Annotated in this window: 17 protein-coding genes; 14 read left to right on the plus strand and 3 right to left on the minus strand. The window is 41.5% G+C overall.

The features are described from left to right. Positions 1-101: 101 nt before the first annotated feature. Together QNI08_RS16320 and QNI08_RS16325 are read left to right on the plus strand one after the other, a co-directional pair. Complete coding sequence (locus tag QNI08_RS16320) at positions 102-1,229, plus strand: 2-methylaconitate cis-trans isomerase PrpF family protein (RefSeq protein ID WP_285768454.1); 1,128 nt, start codon at positions 102-104, stop codon at positions 1,227-1,229. A gap of 309 nt (positions 1,230-1,538) precedes the next feature. After that, positions 1,539-2,084 carry a TetR/AcrR family transcriptional regulator gene (locus QNI08_RS16325; protein WP_285768527.1) on the plus strand — a complete coding sequence of 182 codons (546 nt, stop codon included), beginning with the start codon at positions 1,539-1,541 and terminating at the stop codon, positions 2,082-2,084. A gap of 187 nt (positions 2,085-2,271) precedes the next feature. On the opposite strand, the gene QNI08_RS16330 is transcribed toward QNI08_RS16325, so the two are convergent. The 3 genes from QNI08_RS16330 to QNI08_RS16340 form a co-directional block, all read right to left on the minus strand. After that, positions 2,272-2,892 carry a GntR family transcriptional regulator gene (locus tag QNI08_RS16330; RefSeq protein ID WP_285768528.1) on the minus strand — a complete coding sequence of 207 codons (621 nt, stop codon included), beginning with the start codon at positions 2,890-2,892 and terminating at the stop codon, positions 2,272-2,274. A 420-nt stretch (positions 2,893-3,312) separates the two neighbouring features. Further along, positions 3,313-5,037 (minus strand): ubiquinone-dependent pyruvate dehydrogenase, encoded by a 1,725-nt coding sequence (gene poxB, locus QNI08_RS16335; protein WP_285768455.1) that lies wholly within the window; start codon positions 5,035-5,037, stop codon positions 3,313-3,315. Positions 5,038-5,094: 57 nt separating this feature from the next. Beyond that, a complete protein-coding gene (locus tag QNI08_RS16340; RefSeq protein ID WP_285768456.1) occupies positions 5,095-6,300 on the minus strand; it encodes an L-lactate MFS transporter in 1,206 nt (401 codons plus the stop codon). A 227-nt stretch (positions 6,301-6,527) separates the two neighbouring features. On the opposite strand from QNI08_RS16340, the gene QNI08_RS16345 reads away from it, so the two are divergent. The 12 genes from QNI08_RS16345 to QNI08_RS16400 all read left to right on the plus strand — a co-directional run bounded on the left by QNI08_RS16345 (position 6,528) and on the right by QNI08_RS16400 (position 19,170). Continuing rightward, on the plus strand, positions 6,528-7,013 hold the full coding sequence (locus QNI08_RS16345; protein WP_285768457.1) for a peptidoglycan-binding domain-containing protein: 486 nt from the start codon (positions 6,528-6,530) through the stop codon (positions 7,011-7,013). A 503-nt stretch (positions 7,014-7,516) separates the two neighbouring features. After that, positions 7,517-8,065 (plus strand): cysteine hydrolase family protein, encoded by a 549-nt coding sequence (locus tag QNI08_RS16350; RefSeq protein WP_285768529.1) that lies wholly within the window; start codon positions 7,517-7,519, stop codon positions 8,063-8,065. Positions 8,066-8,456: 391 nt separating this feature from the next. Beyond that, positions 8,457-9,581: a carbohydrate kinase gene (locus QNI08_RS16355; RefSeq protein ID WP_285768458.1), complete on the plus strand. Its 1,125-nt coding sequence runs from the start codon at positions 8,457-8,459 to the stop codon at positions 9,579-9,581. Positions 9,582-9,785: 204 nt separating this feature from the next. Beyond that, complete coding sequence (locus QNI08_RS16360) at positions 9,786-10,685, plus strand: EamA family transporter (RefSeq protein ID WP_285768530.1); 900 nt, start codon at positions 9,786-9,788, stop codon at positions 10,683-10,685. Positions 10,686-10,775: 90 nt separating this feature from the next. Then, positions 10,776-11,753 (plus strand): carbohydrate kinase family protein, encoded by a 978-nt coding sequence (locus QNI08_RS16365; protein WP_285768459.1) that lies wholly within the window; start codon positions 10,776-10,778, stop codon positions 11,751-11,753. Next, positions 11,737-12,672: a pseudouridine-5'-phosphate glycosidase gene (locus QNI08_RS16370; RefSeq protein ID WP_285768460.1), complete on the plus strand. Its 936-nt coding sequence runs from the start codon at positions 11,737-11,739 to the stop codon at positions 12,670-12,672. The genes QNI08_RS16365 and QNI08_RS16370 overlap by 17 nt, the downstream gene beginning before the upstream one ends. A 116-nt stretch (positions 12,673-12,788) precedes the next feature. Then, positions 12,789-13,970 carry a NupC/NupG family nucleoside CNT transporter gene (locus tag QNI08_RS16375; protein WP_285768461.1) on the plus strand — a complete coding sequence of 394 codons (1,182 nt, stop codon included), beginning with the start codon at positions 12,789-12,791 and terminating at the stop codon, positions 13,968-13,970. 12 nt (positions 13,971-13,982) lie between these two features. After that, complete coding sequence (locus QNI08_RS16380; RefSeq protein WP_285768462.1) at positions 13,983-14,912, plus strand: nucleoside hydrolase; 930 nt, start codon at positions 13,983-13,985, stop codon at positions 14,910-14,912. 144 nt (positions 14,913-15,056) lie between these two features. Then, on the plus strand, positions 15,057-15,212 hold the full coding sequence (locus QNI08_RS16385) for a DUF4083 family protein (RefSeq protein WP_285768531.1): 156 nt from the start codon (positions 15,057-15,059) through the stop codon (positions 15,210-15,212). A gap of 529 nt (positions 15,213-15,741) precedes the next feature. Further along, entirely contained in the window at positions 15,742-17,061 is a 1,320-nt protein-coding gene (locus QNI08_RS16390) for a spore germination protein (RefSeq protein WP_285768463.1), read from the plus strand. Then, positions 17,058-18,131 (plus strand): GerAB/ArcD/ProY family transporter, encoded by a 1,074-nt coding sequence (locus QNI08_RS16395; RefSeq protein WP_285768464.1) that lies wholly within the window; start codon positions 17,058-17,060, stop codon positions 18,129-18,131. Before QNI08_RS16390 ends, QNI08_RS16395 begins: the two co-directional genes overlap by 4 nt. Further along, positions 18,118-19,170, plus strand: a complete 1,053-nt coding sequence (locus tag QNI08_RS16400) for a Ger(x)C family spore germination protein (protein WP_285768465.1) — start codon at positions 18,118-18,120, stop codon at positions 19,168-19,170. The genes QNI08_RS16395 and QNI08_RS16400 overlap by 14 nt, the downstream gene beginning before the upstream one ends. Positions 19,171-19,177 lie beyond the last annotated feature (7 nt).

Genomic DNA, 19,177 nt, shown 5'->3' on the forward strand with positions numbered 1-19,177 from the left:
TTTTTAAAAAAATATGTATTTTACTTATAATTTAATTTATCATACTATACTTTCAAAGGAACTGGTAGTACTGGGATAATATTGTAAAGGTGGTTGGTGTAATGAAAATACCAGTAGTTTTGATGCGGGGCGGCACAAGTAAAGGGGTTTTTTTCAATTATGAGCATATGCCTTCTGATCCGTCACAGTGGGAAGCGTTTTTACTTGATGTTATGGGCAGTCCTGATCATCGGCAGATTGATGGACTTGGCGGAGCTAATTCATTGACCAGTAAAGCAGCGATCATCAAGAAGGCCGATTCAACGGATTATGATGTGGAGTACACATTCGCCCAAATAAGCATAGATAACCAAATGGTGGATTTTAAAGGGAATTGTGGAAATATATCATCCGGGGTAGGGCCATACGCCATCGAACAAGGTCTAGTTCCTGCCATAGAGCCTGTTACGACGGTAAGGATTTTTAATAGAAACACACAAAAATTGATTACAGCGGAAGTGGAAGTTGAAAATGGGCAGGTGAAAACAGAGGGAAGCTGCTCGATTCCAGGTGTGCCCGGGACAGGTTCACCTGTATACCTTTCTTTTAATCGTGCAGAAGGAGCTGTAACCGGTAAGATTTTTCCTACGGGGAACCCAGTAGACATGATCAAAACGAAAGACCGGCTCATTCCTGTTTCAATCATTGATGTCGCCAATCCCCTTGTTTTTGTAAGGGCTCATGATATTGGCCTGATCGGAAGGGAACTTCCAGCGGATTTCTCACAGGAAAAGCTAAATGAATTGGAAGATATCCGTTCAATTGCAGCTGAAATGTGTCGGTTTTCCGACCGGAAATCTGCAACGATTAAATCTCCAGCTGTACCTAAAATGACCATCATTGCCCCTCCAATGAATTATGTTGATGTAACTGGAACGGAAAGGAAAGCGGAAGATATGGATTTGGTGATCAGGATGATGTCCATGCAAAGGCCTCATCAAGCGCTTGCCATTACAGGGGCAATCTGTGCAACTGCAGGAGCGTACTTACAGGAAACGATCTTATCTGAAATGGTCGATATCAGACATGAAGTTCTCCGATTGGCCCACCCGGCAGGCATAATGGAAACAAAGGTCGATTTCCTGGCAGGACACATCCGTGCCATAAAGGTTGTGCGTACAGCGAGAATCATTTTAGAGGGAAATGTGTATACGAAAAGAAATTACGAGCTTATTCACCAATTGGCTTGATTTAAGCAAAATTGGGCTATATCTTGGCTGTTCATCCCAACTGTCTTTTTGTTATCTCCTGTGCACACCCCCTTGCAAATATGACGCATCGATTCCATCGGTGCGTCATATTTATGCATCCATTTACATCTAAACCTTTTCCCCTGGTGTTTAAGCAGCTACTTCATGCATAGTGGTCTTACTAAATACATGTTTTCCACAACGATATGGCTGATAATGCTTTGTTCTTGGAAAATACATATGGATGCGATATTGCGCAACTGTGTATAATAAATTGGAAACCTGATTAATAGAAAGTTGGTGACATCAATATCCATGGTGGATAGAAGGATACTCAAATCCCAACAAGCGATAAAAGAAGCGATTATCGAACTGATGTCTGAAAAAAATTTCGATCAAATTACGATTCAAGATATATCGGATCGAGCAAACGTAGGTCGAAGGACGATCTATCATCATTATCTGGACAAGTTCGATTTATTGGATAAGCTCATCGAAGAACATATGGACGAACTAAGGAAACTATGCCAATCAGCAACCGAGTTGGATTTCATCGATGCGAACCTGATTTGGTTCGAATACTTTGAAAGAAATTTTTTATTCTTTTCGACGATGCTGAAGAGTAAGGGGGCTTCTGCCTTTCGGAATCAGTTCCTCGAATTTGTTATGGAAGAATTGAGCGGTGATGTGAATATATACGAAGGGATGAATCAGGGATTAAACAAAGAAGTTGTGCTTAGGTTCTTTGGATCGGCTATCGTAGGCGTAGTCGAAGCTTATTTCACGAAAGATTTTCCTGCCCCTCCTCAAGCCGTGGCGGAACAATTGGGACTTCTATTGGAAAGGAACCTTTAGATGAAAGAGATAAAACAGAAGGCCCTCGAGCTGATAACGGCTTTGGAAGACGAGACATACCAAAAGAAATATGCGGCTGTATGGCGAAATGCTGCATGAACAGCAGGCAGTGAACGAGTGGAAAAGGCAGAAGCGCGCTTCCTCTAGAAGCGGGTTCCTGCCTTTTTCCGTTTGAATCATCCATTGTTCAGTATTTCGTACGTATACGTTCCAAGCTATTTTTCCAGTTCGCTTTGATTGCATCCTTTGCAAGCATTAAATTTTTCTTTTTAAGAGCTTCAATTATTTGTTGATGTTCTTTATAAGACGGAAGCATGGTATCGTTTTGGCTGAAATAATGGACTTCTATCCGACGAATTTTCACTTTTAAACTCAGGAGCAGCTTGGGTAATTCCAAATTGTTCGATAGCTGAATGATTTTGTCATGAAATTCGTTATCTGCCTGCAGTATTGCGAATTTATCTCCCGTTAGCATCGTTTGATTGAACGCTTCATTGAGGTTCTCCAATATCCCTATCTCCGTTGAGGAAATTTGGTGAAAGGCTTCCTCCAGTGCGAGGGTTTCCAGTGCACTTACAACTGAATAAATATTTGCTGCCTCTTGGAAAACGATGGGGGATACAATGGTCCACCTATTGGCTTTAGTGATGACAAGTCCATCATCTTCCAACTTAAGCAAAGCCTCTCGGATGGGAGTGCGGCTGATCCCTAATGCTTCAGATAGAGCCTGGTCTCGCAATCTTATACCAGGCTCAAGCTTTCCCACCATAATCCAATGCTGAAGCTTATCATACACTTCATCCCGCATGAACGTCCGCTTTATTTTTGGTTCATTTTCATCGATATTCAATTTAAACCTCCCCTCCATAAAACGGTTGTTAGTATGTAATATACCACAGGAAATGCTTGCTGTACTATTCGCTGAAAAACTGTGTCCAAAAAGTTGTGGTGAATCCGTTTCGATGGAGCTATATTCCATTCATCTAAATATGGTGAAATGTATGAAAGGAGCAGGAAGAGAGGAGAAATCATGAAAAGATATTAGGGGTCATTTGGCTGGCTTCTAAACTAACGAAAATAACAAGAACAACCTTACTCTAAAATCCTTTCTGCCTGATAAGTTGTAACTCCAGGATCAATCACTTGTGCTATATTCACAGCAAATAAAAAAACCAAGACAATCGAAGGAAAAGGGATCCGAAGCGGATCCCTTTTTGAATCAATCTGACTACCGCAGGAGATTTGTTTTGGCAAGTTCGATCAATTTATTACCGTCACCATTCAGGACTGCCTTGACCATCCATAATGTGAAACCATGTGCCTGGTCAAATTCGATTTTTGGTGGAAGGGAAATTTCCTGGCGATTCACCAGTACATCCAATAATACAGGTCCGTCATGTTCAAAGGCCCGCTTCAGTGAATCCTGGAGATCTGCTGGGTCTTCAATACGTATCCCCATGATTCCCATTGCTTGGGCTACGGCTGCCAAGTTCGGGTTTTTAAGCTCTGTACCTGTCTCCAAATAGCCTGCAGCCTTCATTTCCAATTCGACAAAGCTAAGTGCACTGTTATTGAACACGATGATTTTGACGGGCAGATTATGTTGTTGAACCGTCAGCATATCACCCATTAACATGGAAAGGCCCCCATCGCCTGAAAGGGCAATGACTTGCCTGCCTGAATCCATGCACTGTGCCCCTATTGCTTGAGGCAAAGCATTTGCCATCGTACCGTGGTTAAAGGATCCCAATAATCTTCTTCTCCCATTCATTTCAAGGTATCTGGCTGCCCACAATGTAGGAGTCCCGACGTCACAGGTGAAGATGGCATCCTCACTGGCAAGGTCACTGACCATTTTCGTTAAATATTGAGGGTGGATCGGTGTATGACCTGGTTTACCCACTGCAAGTTCATCAAGCCCTTCGCGGACATTCTTATAATGGTCAATGAATTTATTCAGGTGCCGCGAGCCATGCTTCTCTGTAAGGTAAGGAAGCAAAGCTTCAATCGTATTCTTGATATCACCGCATAATCCCAAAGTTAAATTGGCCCGGCGTCCAAGGTGCTCGGCCCTGAGGTCTACCTGAAGGATATCGGCTTTCTTGGGAAAGAATTGCCGATATGGGAAGTCGGTGCCCAGCATCAGCAATACATCACAATCCATCATTGCGTGATAGCCGGAAGAGTAGCCAATTAAGCCTGTAAGACCTACAGAGTAAGGATTATCATACTCAAGATGCTCCTTCCCCCTGAGGGCAATGACCATCGGTGACTGCAAGCAGTCACACAGTTCCATAAGAAGGGAGTGGGCACCCTCACAGCCTGCACCGCACAATAATGTGATTCGCTTGCCATGATTTAAATATTCCGCCAGCTTTTGCAATTCGGCATCGGATGGGCGGACAACCGGTTCCGTCACATGTACAACCTTATCAGGGACGGTTTCATTGTCAGGCATTGCAGCTACATCACCTGGAAGAACCAGGACGGCTACACCCTTTCTTGAAACCGCATGCTGCATCGCGATGGTGACCATGCGAGGCATATGCTCGGGCTTAGACACCAGCTCACTGAAGTGGCTGCATTCCTTGAACAGCTGTTCAGGATGAGTCTGCTGGAAATATTCACTGCCAATTTCATTGCTGGGAATATGGGCCGCGATGGCCAATACGGGAATGCGGCTGCGATGGCAATCATACAAGCCATTGATAAGATGAAGGTTCCCTGGGCCGCTGCTGCCTGCACAAACCGCGATGCTGCCGCTCAAAAGGGAATCTGAACCTGCGGCGAATGCTGCGACTTCCTCGTGGCGGACCCCGATCCACTCAATCTTGCCGGAGCGCCTGATGGAATCGAGTACAGCATTCAAGGAATCGCCAACAATCCCGTAAATTCTTTTCACACCTGCTTGCAATAATGAGTCGATTAGTAGGTCTGCGATAGTTTGCTTCATTCTTTTCCTCCTCGATGTTCATGGTGATAAATTTTTCATGATTTAGCAATATGACGGTTATAGATGGTTTTCCCTGCGGGAACTGGGGGGCCTCACCCTTAAAGCAATGATGAAGGATATGATGCATAATACGGCAATGATCATAAATGTCGGCTTGAATCCATTGATGATGGCGGCAATGAACGAGCCGGATAGAGCACCAAGGCCGAAGCCCTGATAGACGATACTATAATTTTTGCTGTGGTTTTTTAAACCGAAAAAATCACCAACAATTGCGGGAAAGACGGTAATATTACCTCCAAAGCAAAAGGCGATGCCTGCCACACAGACAAAAAAGAGGGTGAAGTTGATTTTCCCCAAGGTCAATACAAGGACTGCTGCAGCGGTGACGAGAAAGCTGAAGGCAATCACCTTCAATCGGCTGACCTTATCCGAAAGGGCTCCGAGGATCAGACGCCCAATCGTGTTGAAAATGGCGATCATGGCTACGGCATTGGCTGCAGTGACCGCATCCAATCCAGCTAATTGGACACCTGCATCCTTGGCAATGCTGATTAAATAAAGCCCGCTCATGCAAGCGGTGAAGAACATGACAAACAATAGATATACCTCTTTGGTTCGCATCATTTCCTTGACTGTATAATCATTCGAGTTTGAAAGAGCGGACGCATCAGTTCCGGATGGCTCCGGAGCCTCCCTTATAAACCGAGATCCGATCAGCACCATGGCCATTACGATGATTCCCCAATACATAAAGGTCTGTGAAGCCCCGACATTATTTATTAACCATGTGTTGATGTATTTAAATAGCAGGCTCCCCATTCCGTAAGCCGAAACGGAAATTCCTGATATCAAGCCCCTCCGCTCCGGAAACCATTTAATAAGATTGGACAATGAAGTAATGTAGGCCAACCCATCCGCGAAACCGACCACAATCCCTGCAGTGATGTATAAAACCAATAATGATGAAACGAATGAACTGGCGATCAATCCAGCTCCAAGCACGATTGCCGCTACTGCGATCAACGAACGAAGCCCCCATTTTTCCTGCAATCTCCCGGCAAAGAGCGTTGCCACTGCCAATGCAAAGCTTGTAATGGAAAAGGTGATCGCGACGGAGCTGAGTTTCCAGCCGAACTTGTCTGCCAAGGGCTGATTGAATAAGCTCCACGTGTAGATCGTGCCCAAGCCTACCTGGATGATGATCGTACCAAACACAATCAATCCCTTATTAACTCTAGGAATGTTGATTCCTCCTTTCATTGGAACAATTGCTTTTATTATGACCATCTTGAATGCAGTACTATTCGTGATTATTAAGGGAGGGGGCAAAGCGTAGGAATACTAAAATCAATCTTCCTATTCTGTGTTGCTACCAGGCACTATTTGAGGGGATTTTCAAAACGGGACATTGGTCGGAAGGGGGATTTAGGGGCTGAGTGGAAATAGTTAAGGTGGTTGAGATGCACAAAAGAAAGGGAGATGGTTTCATGAAGAAATTATTCACTAGCTTGGCAGTATTGACAATGGCCTTAGGGATATCTTTTTCCACAGCTTCCGCATCGGCCGGAGGTTTCCACCATCCCGATAGCTGGGATAAAAATTCTATTTTGCGTAAGGACACTCATGGGGTGGAGGTCAGAAATATGCAATATATCCTGAATGTCATGGGCTTTTATACCGATTCAGCCGTCGTTGACGTCGATGGAATATTCGGACCGAAAACAGAAGCGGGTGTAAGGAAATATCAAAAAGAAAACAAGCTGAAAGTGGATGGTGTGGTTGGGCCCAAGACGTGGGACAGCTTTTCGCAATATATTAAAAAGAATGGCAAGAACACCTATGGGGCAGGGGGAAACATGGGGCTCAGAATCAAATGGAAGTACGATGACTCCTCCTATACATCTGGATCTAAGGCCTATATCTACGGTAATGGTGATACTCTAAGCGATCAATACCGCTTGTATGCCAATTAGGGCTTGACTGTTCCGTGTGAAAAACGTGGCCGCCTAGGCACGTTTTTCTTTTTTCAGTTCCATACATCGTAATTTTAAAAATCGTCTAATATATTTATGAAACCAAGTGCAAATACGAACGCAGCAGTTAAGCGTTCCTAATGAAGGCGGTGAATAAAATTTAAAAAGAAAGCGTAAGATTGTCCTTCATATATTTTCTTGTTTCATCCATATGGCAACGCATTGCTTACAAGGAAGTTGAGTGGATGGATAATATGTTGACCGGTATTTTTATTTTCTTGATCATCCTTTTATTTAAATGGGCGGACGTTCCATATAGGTGGAATAAGGACAGACAATGAGTCAATATACATTAACATTTCCTTCAAGTAAGGAGATGTCCCGCACATTATAAAAACATTTGTGTGTATGTTGCTTGCTGATCTTAAATCTTGCACCGTGGAGATGCTTGATTTGTTTCTGTTGATGAAATCAGTGAAAGACGGAGGTGCTAATTTGTGGCGATGAAAGCATTGCTGATCGTTGATGTGCAGACAGCCATTGTTGAAGAAGGCTATAAACGCGATAAGGTAATGGATAACATCAACTATTTGATTCAATGTGCAAGGGGAAAACAAATACCGATTATCTATATACGGCATGAATCCATAGAAGGCCCTTTGAAAACGGGCGAATCTGGGTGGGAGCTTCACCCGAGGCTTGAGAAGCCAATCAATCAAGAGGTGACCATCTTCAAACGCGTACCAAATTCGTTTAGTAACACCCTTTTAAAACAAACACTCGACAAGTTGGACGTGACACAGCTATACATTTGTGGAGCGCAGACGGAATACTGTGTTGAGTCGACATGCAGGGGTGCCTTTGATTTGGAGTATGATGTCACCCTTATCGCGGATGCCCACACAACGAATGATGCCAACCACTTGTCAGCTCCCCGGATTATCGAACATGTCCATGAAACGTTAAAGAACTTTCGAAGTTCAAATGCAAATATACGATTGAAAAAATCAACAGAGCTAGATTGGATGCAAAGCGAAATCCATCCTCAATAAGTGAATGATAACCGCAGCGATTCTTTAATAAGAATCGCTATTTTTATGAACGAATCCAGGTGAAACAGTGGCTATGTTAAGGGACGCTAATAAAACGAATATTGCTTCACCATCAGCTGAATCTATTGGTTGAACTTTTTCAATGCAGAATAATCTTGATTCATAGGCTCTTTGTATAAATTTTGGTAAAATAAAACTAAGACAATCCTTCGTAAAAAATGAAATGAATCTTGCAATCTGACTCTTTTCGTTGGAGAAGTCAAATGAACAGGTGGACTAACTTACCTTAACAAGTAGAAAAAACCGGTATGAATTATTTATTATAGGCCGTCTATGTATATAAACCCACAATAATATGACAAAAGAGAATAGATATGGAAGGGGAAATACGGTGAAAGATCAGTATATTTTGGCATTAATCAAGGAAAATCCATTTATTTCTCAACAGGAGTTATCTGTAAAACTTGGACTATCGAGATCGGCGGTGGCAGGATATATTTCGAACCTGACAAAAAAGGGTGAAATAATAGGACGGGCTTATATCGTTCGGGAAGAGTCGCGAGTCACTTGCATTGGAGGCGCTAATATAGACCGCACCTCACAAACGTTGAAGCCGATTCAATATGGCACTTCCAATCCTGCACAGGTTAGACAGTCTTGTGGCGGCATTTCCCGAAATATATCAGAGAACCTCGGAAGGTTAGGCTGCCAAGTATCCTTGATTACATTGGTCGGAGATGATCAAGAAGGAAAATGGCTATTGGAGGAAACGAAGCGTTACGGTGTGGATGTGAGTCAATGCTTGGCAATGAATTTGGAGAAAACAGGTACATACACGTCCATACTTGATGATTCTGGTGAAATGATTTTAGCGGTCGCGGATATGCAGATTTATGACCAGTTTAGCATTGAGTTCATCGAAGCCCGTTGGTCGCACCTTGCAGCTTCGGATATCATCTTTGCAGATTCCAACCTTCCCGAAGAAACCTTGACATACCTTATTAAAAGATGCAAAAAGGAAAAATTGACCTTATGGGTGAATCCCGTTTCAGCTCCTAAGGCCTCGAGATTGCCGACTAATTTACAAGGAATAGAGTTATTGATTGCCAATCGTGATGAAACGTCGATTTTGGCCGACATGGAGGTTGTGACAATTGACGATTGCCAGAAAGCAGCCGAGAGAATCATAAAAAGAGGAGTCAAACAAGTTATCATTACCTTAGACAGGCAGGGGGTTTTTTGGGCAGCCAATGATGGAAGTCAAGAGCATTTGGTTCCAATCCAAGACCATTTCCTATGTAGCACAGGAGTGGAGGAATCATTGATAGGCGGCATTTTGTTTGGTATGAACCAAAATGAATCCTTTGAACGGTCATTACGATTTGGGATGGCGGCTTCCGCTATCACCTTGCAGACATGGGAGACAAATGCGGATGTGACAGCGGAGCAGATTTATGCACTTGTTGAAAATAACTGCAAGGATGATGATACGGATATATCGGATCCGGAAACATAAACGATAGGATATACACGTGAACAAGTGTTAAAAACATGAAACGGGCCTTGAATTTTCTTGAAAACAAGAAATTCAAGGTTTTTTTTTATGGAAAAATAAATGATTCCATATTTACTAAACATTTGTCTTTATGATAAACTTTTGTTTAAAATTCTTTTTTTTATATGTTGTGCAACATGAAAGGAGATGAATCCCGTGAGCAAGATGTATTTGTATCCACTGTTTGTAATCATTGGGGCATGCAGCTACGGTGTGGTTTCAACCATCATAAAGTTGTCGATGCGCCATGGCTTTTCAGCTGCGGAAGCAGTTACAAGCCAATTTATCATGGGCTTTATGCTTGCAGTTTGCATATTTGCAGCGCAAAGAAATAAATTGGATGGCAGCGGAATCAAAAATATCATCGCTACAGGAATCTTGACGGGGATGACCAATATTTCATATGGTCTTTCCTTGAATTATTTACCTGCTTCTTTGGCTGTTGTTCTTTTATTTCAATTTACGTGGATAGGGATGCTGATTTCATGTATCGCCAAACGGCAATTTCCTGGACGAGCTGAATGCTTGGCGCTGTTTTTATTGTTCGTCGGAACCATACCGGCTGCTGGCTTAATGGATGTCGACCTAACGACGGTGCCGCTTCAAGGCTGGTTATGGGGACTTGGAGCAGCCCTATGCTATTCTCTATTTCTATTTTTTAATGGTAAAACAAAATCAACGATGGCAACATCTAATCGGTTAGTTTTGGTTGCCTTCTTCGCTTTCCTGACAACAGCTGTCTTTCAGTCACCTCAAGTCATCTGGGATGGTACGCTCTTCAGTGAAGGGCTATGGATGTATGGGTTAGCTTTAGGCTTATTTGGAATGGTACTTCCCGTTTATCTGTTCAGTATATCCATCCCTAAAATAGGACTGAGCAAATCGTCAATATTGAGTGCAGTCGAATTGCCTGTTGCCATATTAATCTCGGTCATCTTGTTGGATGAAACGGTTACTTTATTGCAAATATTGGGTGTCATGATCATTATCATGGGCATTTTCGTTTCGACTTTAAGCGATAAACATTTGTTTGGGACAAAAAACAGAAAAAATGCATTTAACTAAATTTTAAAAATTTATTGACAAGTGAGAATGTAAGCGTATACTAAACATATGTTTAATTAAAAAACAAATGTTTGAAAAGGGGGTGGTGTTTTGATTAATACTTCTAATGCGGGAAGACAGAAGTCCCCCATTATTTGTATAGGGGGAGCAAATATTGATAAAAAACTATATACCCAAAATGAAATTGTCAATAAAACCTCCAATCCTGTCTTAGGTTCCTCTAGAACGGTTGGGGGAGTAGCAAGGAATATTGCGGAAAACTTAGGGCGCCTGGGGGAAGAAGTCATATTGCTGTCAGCAAGAGGAAATGATGCTGATTGGTTGGACATTTATCAGTCATCCTCGCCTTTTATGAATTTGGAGCATGTCATGACAATCGCCGATTTAGCAACCGGTTCATATACGGCGGTTATCAACAAAAACGGTGATCTATCTTTAGCCCTGGCCGATATGAAGATTTTTGATTACATTACACCTGATTTGCTTTTAAAGAATATCGAGCTTCTTCTCATGGCCAAATGCATTGTTGTGGACTTGAATTGTCCAAGAGAGACGATAGAATTTCTTGGTTCATTCACGGCAAAACACCATATTCCCTTAGTCATCATCCCTGTTTCATCTCAAAAAATGAGCGCGCTTCCTGGAAAAATGAATGCAGTGAGTTGGCTGATTGTTAATAAAGATGAAACAGAAACTTATTTGAATGTCAAAATCAACGATAGGAATGATTGGGAAAATTCAGTAAGGGTGTGGCTGGAGCTAGGAGTGGAAAATGTTATTGTGACTAACGGATCAAATGGGGTGGTCACCGGGGCTGCCAATGGTGAAATACAACATTTCCCATCCATCGAGACACCGATAGTGGCTGATGTCACAGGCGCGGGAGATTCTTTCTGTTCAGGTGTCATATACTCTTGGCTGCAACAGAATGATTTTGATCATGTCATTAAATCGGGATTGGTCAATGCTCATAAAACGATAATGTCAAAATATACAGTTAGGCAAGAATTATCGGAAAAACAATTTAAATTGGATATGGAGGAATTTTCAAATGAAAAAATATATTGAACTGTCTTCAGAAGTGCAACAGGCAAAGGCGTCAGGCAAAGCAGTAGTCGCATTAGAGTCCACGATCATTTCCCATGGAATGCCTTATCCTCAAAACGTAAAGATGGCGCGGGAGGTCGAGCAAATTGTTCGTGATAACGGTGCTGTTCCGGCAACAATCGCTATTATTGACGGAAAAATCAAAATTGGATTAACAGATGAAGAACTCGAGCTTTTTGGGAAGAGCCCGAATGTAGCCAAGGTATCGAGACGTGACTTAGCACAAATCATCGCCACCAAACAGCTAGGCGCCACAACCGTTGCTACAACCATGATCTGTGCCGAGTTAGCCGACATCAAAGTTTTTGTGACAGGCGGTATCGGCGGGGTTCATAAAGGCGCGGAAACCACCATGGACATTTCAGCTGATCTTGAGGAATTAGCTCAAACTGATGTGGCTGTAATATGTGCGGGTGCCAAATCAATCCTGGACTTGGCCCTTACTCTTGAATATCTTGAAACAAAGGGAGTTCCTGTAATAGGTTATGAAACGGAATGCCTGCCAGCGTTTTACACTAGGGAAAGTGAGCATGCATTGAACTTCTCGACGGATTCGATAGATGTCATAGCAGAGACATTGAAGACCAAATGGGAACTAGACCTGAAGGGCGGAGCAGTGATTACCAATCCAATTCCAGAAGAATTTGCCATGGATCAAGATTATATCAATGGAATCATCGATCAAGCTATCAGGGAAGCGGAAGAAAACCATATTATCGGGAAGGACAGTACACCATTCCTGTTAGGGAAAATCAAGGAATTAACTGGCGGCAAGAGCCTTGAAGCCAATATCGAATTAGTGAAGCACAATGCTAAAGTGGGAACACAGATAGCAGTGAGATTCAATGAGAAGTTGAGTGATAATAAACTGGGAGTGTAAGCAATATCGCCACAACTTCCATAAGTTCACCGTGTTGTTCTACCAAACAACTAGACTTATGGAAGTTGTTTTTTATACAAGGTTGAAAGCGTTAACACGCTGGAGGGGATGGTCAAATGGATTTTTTATTCTTGCTAACAGGGATCCTGTTTGTTTTTATCATCGCTTTTTCATTTAGTAATAACCGGAAAAAAATAAAATATAAACGAATTTTCATCATGTTGGCCGTGCAAATCATTTTAGTGTACACGATGATGAATACTAGCATTGGCCTGATTGCCATTACCAATGTAGGCGTTTTTTTTGAAAAACTGATGGCGGTTGCTGATTCCGGGATTCAATTTGTGTTCGGCGGTATGGTGAATGAAGGGAAAACGACTTTCTTCTTTATTGCTCTATTGCCCCTGGTATTCATGTCGGTTTTAATTGGAATATTGAACTATATTAAAATTTTGCCATTCCTAATCAAATATTTAGGATTGGTATTAAGTAAAATAACAGGAATGGGGAAATTGGAAAGCTATTTTGCGGTGTCCACAGCTGTCCTGGGTCAGCCTGAAGTTTTTTTAACAATCATCAAACAAATACCGCATTTATCATCAAAAAGGCTATACACGATCTGTACCTCGGCAATGAGTGCGGTAAGCATGGCTATGGTTGGAGCATACATGACGATGCTGGAACCCAAATATGTCGTAACCGCCGTTGTCCTGAATATATTCAGTGCTCTTATCATTGCCAATATCATCAATCCATATGATTTGGAAGACGATGAGGATTTGATCCAATTGGAAGAGAATCAAAGAGTTCCCTTCTTCCAGATGGTCGGTGACAGTGTAATGGATGGCTTTAAAATCGTCATTACGGTTGCTGCCATGTTATTGGGGTTCATTGCCTTAATGGAATTGATCAATGTAATCTTTTTAAATGTTTTTCATTTTTCTTTCCAAACGGTTATCGGATATCTGTTTGCACCTGTTGCTTTTTTGATGGGCATTCCTTGGTCTGAAGCCGTTGAAGCCGGCGGAATAATGGCTACAAAGCTTGTTACAAATGAATTCGTGGCGATGCTGAATTTTGGTGAAATATCAAAAAACCTTTCTGATAAGACGATTGCCATTGTATCTGTTTATTTAGTTAGCTTTGCCAATTTTGGAACGGTGGGCATTGTTTCAGGTTCAATTAAATCCATTAGTGAAAAACAGGGCAATCATGTATCAAAATTCGCTTTAAAGCTTTTGCTTGGTGCCACATTGGCTTCCGTAATTTCAGGAACGATCATGGGAATCGTCATGTAAGGAGAGAGTAGGATGAAAACGAAAAAAATTATTTTGGATTGTGATCCTGGGCATGATGACGCGATTTCTATCATTTTGGCAGCTTCACAACCATCATTGGACATTTTGGGAATTACGACGGTTTCCGGGAATGCGGAAATCGAAAAAACGACAAGGAATGCTTTGAAGATTTGTGATTTAGTATCTTTAAACGATGTGCTGGTTTCAAAAGGCGCAAGTGAACCATTCATTCGCATACGCGAGACGGCACCAGGCATTCATGGGGATTCAGGTCTGGACGGTCCTGAATTGCCTGAGCCCTCACGGAGCTGGAGTGCTGAACATGGCTGCGATACGATCATACGGCTTATAAAAGGAGCAGATGATCCCGTTACTATCCTTCCGACAGGTCCTTTGACAAATATTGCTTTAGCTTTATTGAAAGCACCAGAAATTAAAGACAATATTGAAGAAATCGTCCTGATGGGCGGCGGGACATTCGGAAACTGGACACCGACTGCAGAATTCAATATTTGGGCGGATCCGGAAGCGGCCAAAAAGGTATTTGATAGTGGCATTCCATTAGTGGTCATGGGACTGGATATCACACATCAAGCCTTGGCCACGAAGGAAGTCATTGATCAAGTGCAGGAAATTGATAACGATGTGGCCAGAATAGTGGGGGAATTACTAGAATTCTTTGCCTCGACATATAAAGAAATGTTCAATTTTTCCGGGGCCCCGGTGCATGATGTACTAACTGTCGCTTACTGTGTTGCACCAGAATTGTTTACAACTAAAGAAGTGAATATTACAGTGGAAACGAAAGGTGAGTTTACGGCAGGAACAACTTCGATTGATCTGCATGGGATCACGGGAAGAAAAGTGAATGCCAAGTATGGATTGGAACTGGACACAGAAGGATTTTGGAAAATGATGATTGAAGCATTGAAGACATACTAGAGTTTCATGAGAGATACGAATCAATACGGGCGATCCTTCCATGTGGCAGGATCGCCTGTTCCTACGTAATAAAAAAAGAAAATTGTGGTATAATAAGCTGATTATGTAAAGGGGTGGTTTTTTATTTTTAATTCTGGCGACATCATTTATCAAATCGTCATATTTATTATGGTAGCAGGAATATTTTCTGCCGTTTATTTTTTTATTAGGAACCTTGTTACTGGACATACAAGCAAGTCCGGCAATGCGGAACAAAAACTTGATAGAATAATTGAGCTACTTGAAAAGGATAAGAAATAATGCTTTACATCGATCACTGTAAATTCCATTTTTTTGGTTACGAAATGTTGATTTGCTTGTTTATGGTAATCAGGCATACGATTATCGTTGAAGTTCAGTGCTGCAAATGGGCGGCTTTTTTTTGTTGATCCAGATTAAGAGAAAAACTGAACCTTAAAGGCTGATTTCCTCACTCTAAACGATAGGGTGAATTCCTTGGAACTAACTAACAGTAGGGGGGCAGAGGAATGAAGGGGGATAGGCATGGAAGGTGAGTGACTTCGCCTTGGAAATACGTGTCTACAGGACCGAGCAAATGGAACACATATGTAGGGGAATTCAGACAAACTCGATGTTAATCGAGACTGTTTTCAGTTTAAAATCTGCCATTAAGGGCAGCTTTTTTTATAAAACCAAAAAGTTTTACATCTGTATACGATATTTTCACCAAAAAAATATACCTATCATTGAGTGAGCCCCTGTTTACCGAATAAAAACGATCCTTTTTGCAAATAATCTTTCTTATTACTATTTGTTAAGGGGAAAATAAATGAGGAATAAAATAGTAAAAGAACTTGAAACCACGTTTTCCAATCAAGGTGACTTTTTCATTGAAGAAGAACTAGTGGACAAAACAACCATTTTCCTGATGGGATTCAAAACGCTGGTCGATTTACCTAAGTCCAAGTTATATATTCAGCAAATAGAGGATTCTTCCAGGTCAGCAAAAGCGCTGTTCATGAACCTTAGTAACCGGATAAACGTTAATACAGAACAACTGATTGAAGGCATTCTAGAAGGGAACTTGGTGATCGTTTCACTGGATGGCAAGCAGAATGCCGTCGTCAATCCATTCATCCAAAATCTAAGGAGCAGCGTTTCCGAGCCTAAAAATGAAAGTCCCATTCAATCTTCAACAGATGCCTTTGGTGATGATATCAATACGAACGTCGGAATGATCAGGAAAAGGCTCACGACCACCAGTCTTTGCCATTGTTCCTATCAGGTCGGAGAGCTGGAAAAGCGCAAGCTGTCAATGCTTTATATCGAAGGAAGGACCCCGAATGCCCTTATTGAAAAAGTCGAACAGCAATTAAAAGGAATTAAAAACGATATTGAAACCATTGATGAGCTTAATTTGCAATTCGGCAAACGCAGGTTCAGTCCTGTCAGTCATCTTTTTGCCACTGAACTGCCGATCTCGGCCATACATGCATTAAAAAGGAATAAAATCGTGTTGTTTTTAGATAATTGCCCCTTTGCGCTTGTTTTCCCCAATCTCCTTTGGGACATGTTATTTAGTATAAATGATCGTAATTTCCCATTCATCCTGTCATTCATGCTTCGATTCTTTAGAGTGATCGGACTTGTGGCCACGTTGATCCTTCCCGCATTATATGTTGCTTTGGTATCAGTCAATCCCGAGGTATTCAAACTGGATCTTGCATTGTTTGTCGCTAAGAGCAGGGAGGGCATTCCTTTAACGGCCTTTCTGGAAACCATTGCAATGGTCGTATTGGTTGATCTAATACTGGAAGCGATCGTAAGGCTCCCCAAAAGCGTCGGTCCCGCAATTACAATGGTTGGCGGTATCATACTGGGACAGGCAATGGTGGAGGCCAAATTGGTCAGTAATTTGCTGGTCATCGTGATCACTGCTGTCGTGATTGCGAGTTCGTCGGTCATCGGCATGCAAAACTCGTTGTACATTCGACTGCTGAAATACCCCATTTTAATATTGGCATCGCTTTTCGGCATTCTTGGGGTATGCACTGGCTTTATTTTCACCATAATATATTTGGCGAGTTTAACATCGGACGATATTCCTTATATGACGTTCCGTATTAAAAAAGAAGGAGAAATAAAGTGACGCAGCGGATACAAATCGGAGCAGTTTTCATTATCATACATTTAAGTTTTGGCTATGTTGTATATCCTAATCTCATTTATATGTTAACGAAAACAGCTCATTGGGAAGTAATCATATGCCAAGGCCTTCTGCAATTAATCTTGATTTGGATTTACATGAAAGGGTTGAATTACTTTCCAGCACAGAATGTCACCGATATATTTTTGAAAATGGGAAGATGGGCGGCAATCATTTTTCTGACTCCATTTGCCATCAACTTGATTGCATTGGCTTCGCTCAACATTCGTATCCACACGGAGGTCATTATTTCGATTTTCTTGCCACGGACCCCCTATTGGGCAATATTGATTCTGTTATTTTTCATATCGGTTTATACAGCTTTGAAAGGTTTAGGAACGATTTTACGTTCGGCAATTTTTATTTTCCTGTTTGTCATTCCATTGGTGGTTTTGAATATTTTCTCTTCTGTTATAAATTTCAATATACATAATGTTACCCCAGGTTTGAATTTTCCGCCTAAGTTCTTGTTGGATATCAAATTTTTTTATCTTTTAGGATTCTCGTCGTTTATCTTTTTGGGATTCATAACTTCCAAAACAAAATTGATATTTCGCCAGCTTTTGGCAGTGTGGGTGATTGTAACGGTATTGTTTTTGGCAATCGTATATATCCCGTTGTTTATATTCGGGCAAGATACGGTCGTTACACTGAAAAACCCTTTCTTGGAAGCAATGGATTCCATCGATATTAGCTGGTTTTCATTCAATCGGCAAGCCATTTTCTTTGGTGTATTGCTTGTTGGCTTAGTGATTCTGACTAATTCCGTTTTATTTTGGCTGATAGGAACAATCATGCAAAAAATATACAGATGGAATTCCTCAAATTGGATAATTGCATTTTCTTTCATCGCGCTGTTAATCGCACTAGTCGTTCCGAACAAATCTTTGCTCGAAAAATACTTTTTGTGGAGCTCCGGTGCACAGGCTTTATTCATGATCATCATTCCATTAGCCCTATTTATTTATGGATTCTGGTCGAATGGAGGTGTAAGGGGCCATGAAAAACAATAGGCTATTTCAATTCATTGTCGTGTTTTTAACGGTAATCCTTCTCTGCGGCTGTTGGGATATTAAAGATATAAATAAGCGCACCATTCCATTAGTATTGGGCATTTCCAAGACCAATGGCGGAGAGTATAAAGTGACATTGCAAATACCTGTACTTAAAAATGAAAGCCAAGTATCAAAAGTCGTAACAGGAACAGGCGAAACGATTACAAGTGCTCTTGGGAAAATCAGGACAAACTCCGAAAATGCCATTGACTATACCCAAATAAGATTGATTGTCGTCCAAAACCATCTGGCGCATAATCAAAAGGAATTTACGAATATTGTGAAATTTTTAATGGGTTCAGAAGAGATTCCCTCCAGATCGTTAATGGCCATAACGGACGAAAATGTTGAGGGTGTTTTATCAAGCATTAACGATAAATTGGGTGTGCATGCTTCTTCCATCTATGATTTTTTCAATAAAGGGGCTGATTGGGCTCCAGAAATTTTTAGTACGCCTGTGTGGGAAGTGTATCGAAGCCTATTTTCTTCCACTAAAGATATTGCCGTCCCCCTCATCCGTTCCGGAAGGAATACGGTTTTAATCTTTGAAGGCTCCGATATCCTGAAAAAAGGCGAAATAATGGATAGACTAAAACCGGAAGAAATCCAATTGATCCGAGTGCTGCAAAACAAAAATGAAAAAGGGAAAATCGAGAGCTTAGGCTTTGCCAGCATTATGGTCTCAAACAGCTCAATCCGACTCAAACCATCGTTGAACAATGATAAACCGTCATTGTCCAGCAACTTGAATATAAAAATTAACGTTTTAGAAAGAAATGATGGAGTCACAAATAAAAAAATCATGGAAGAACTTGAAAGGATCATCGAAGAGCGTTTTTTTCACATACTTAAACGGATGCAGGAAAGCCATACAGACATCTTTGGATTCGGGCAGGAATTTCAACAGTTGATTTCTTACAATGAACTAAAAAACTGGAGAGATGAATATTTCCCTGACCTGAAGGTGAATTTCGAGGTCGAAGTTAATATGGAGTAACACCTTC

Source organism: Peribacillus folii (assembly GCF_030271255.1).
In the GTDB taxonomy this organism is placed as follows: Bacteria; Bacillota; Bacilli; order Bacillales; family DSM-1321; genus Peribacillus.